Origin of the sequence: Corynebacterium sp. HMSC071F07 (assembly GCF_001810285.1) — a bacterium.
Taxonomy (GTDB): Bacteria; Actinomycetota; Actinomycetes; order Mycobacteriales; family Mycobacteriaceae; genus Corynebacterium; species Corynebacterium simulans.
Genome location: NZ_KV800665.1, coordinates 1 through 354 on the forward strand (window position 1 = coordinate 1; position 354 = coordinate 354).

Consider the following 354-nt stretch of genomic DNA (forward strand, 5'->3'; position numbering starts at 1 on the left):
GAGTTGACAACCTATATAGGAACACCCCCCGCAGCACGGAGCACCCTAAGTGCACCAACAAGGCTCAGAGCGAAGAATGCGGTAGCGGCTACGAGCGACCACTGCGCGGCGTTGGCCATGCCTTCGCTTAAGGTCTACACCACTGCCCCAGGCGCACGGTGGTTTGCGTTGCGGAGGCTTGCCTGGAGTCATCGACGGGAATATCCCGCAGCATCGTGTCGGTCGGCTGCGTGGAGGCGAACCCCAGGCCCAAGCCGTACAGGGTCAGCGGCGCGGCGATGATCCAATCATTCGTATCCGGCCCCATAAGCAGGACGAAGCTAAGTGAAGCGTCCTGGGTTTAGTTCCTACCTC

The 354-nt window shown here is 60.7% G+C and carries 1 protein-coding gene; it reads right to left on the reverse strand.

Annotated features, from left to right (window positions below; genetic code table 11):
- Window positions 1–127: 127 nt before the first annotated feature.
- On the reverse strand, window positions 128–307 hold the full coding sequence (locus tag HMPREF2724_RS00075; protein WP_246818172.1) for a hypothetical protein: 180 nt from the start codon (window positions 305–307) through the stop codon (window positions 128–130).
- Between the last annotated feature and the right edge of the window lie 47 nt (window positions 308–354).